General features: G+C 73.5%; 2 protein-coding genes. Both read left to right on the top strand.

From position 1 onward, the window contains the following. Window positions 1–525 (top strand): malonate decarboxylase holo-[acyl-carrier-protein] synthase (mdcG, locus tag G3N92_RS34620; protein ID WP_206131949.1); only part of this gene is annotated, 525 nt, incomplete at its 5' end. Continuing rightward, window positions 522–892, top strand: a 371-nt coding sequence (locus tag G3N92_RS34615) for a triphosphoribosyl-dephospho-CoA synthase (protein WP_241015220.1), incomplete at its 3' end; no start/stop codon positions are given. The genes mdcG and G3N92_RS34615, both read left to right, overlap by 4 nt.

Here is an 892-nt window from a genome sequence, read left to right as displayed (position 1 = left end):
CCGCTCGGCTTGCCGTTGCCGCCGTCGCTCGGCAAGCGCCGCATCGGCGTGGTGGTGCCCGAGGCGGCGCTCGTCTCGGTCGAGCCGCCGCCGGCCGTCGCGCTGTTGCAGGCGGCCGCGCCAGAGGCGTGGCGCGCCACGCTCGAGCGGCTCGATGCGATCGCGCGGCGTCATCGGGTTCACTGCCGCGCGTTCGGCAGCCTGGCCTGGCAGGCGATGACGGGCCTCACGTATTTGTCGTCGGGTTCCGATCTCGATCTGCTGTTCGACGCGCCGGTCGGCCCGGATGCCGGGGCGACGCTCGCGGCGTTGCTCGACGACGTCGCGGCCTTGGCCGATGGCGGCGAGGCGCCGATGCGCATCGACGGCGAAGTGATTCGCGCCGACGGCGCGGGCGTCAACTGGCGCGAGCTGCATGCGGCGCTGGCGGCGCGCGGTGAAATCGTCGCGAAGACGTCGTCCGGCGTGGCGCTGCTGTCGCCGCGCGACTTTCTCGATGGCGTGCACGACAAGGAGGCGGGATGATCGGGCCGATGCGGGTGGCTGCGTGCGAAGCGAAGCCGTCGCCGCCCGAGGCGGCGGAGGCGATCGCCGGTTTCGCCGAGCGTTGCCTGCGGCTCGAAGTGCGGACTTGGCCGAAGCCGGGCCTTGTCAGCCACGTCGATCAGGGCAGTCACGACGACATGGATGCCGCCACCTTCGCGCGCAGCGCCGCCGCGATTCGCCCGTTCCTCGCCGAACTGGCGCAAGCCGGTGCGGCGCGCGCGGAGATGGCGGCGTTGCGCCGGATCGGCCTGCGCGCCGAGCACGCGATGCTGGCCGCCACCGGCGGCGTGAACACGCATCGCGGCGCGATCTTCGGGCTGGGCCTGTTGTGCGCGGCGGCCGGGCT

Origin of the sequence: Burkholderia sp. Ac-20379, assembly GCF_017104645.1 — a bacterium.
Lineage (GTDB): Bacteria > Pseudomonadota > Gammaproteobacteria > Burkholderiales > Burkholderiaceae > Burkholderia.
This window is presented reverse-complemented; position numbering and strand designations above follow the sequence as displayed.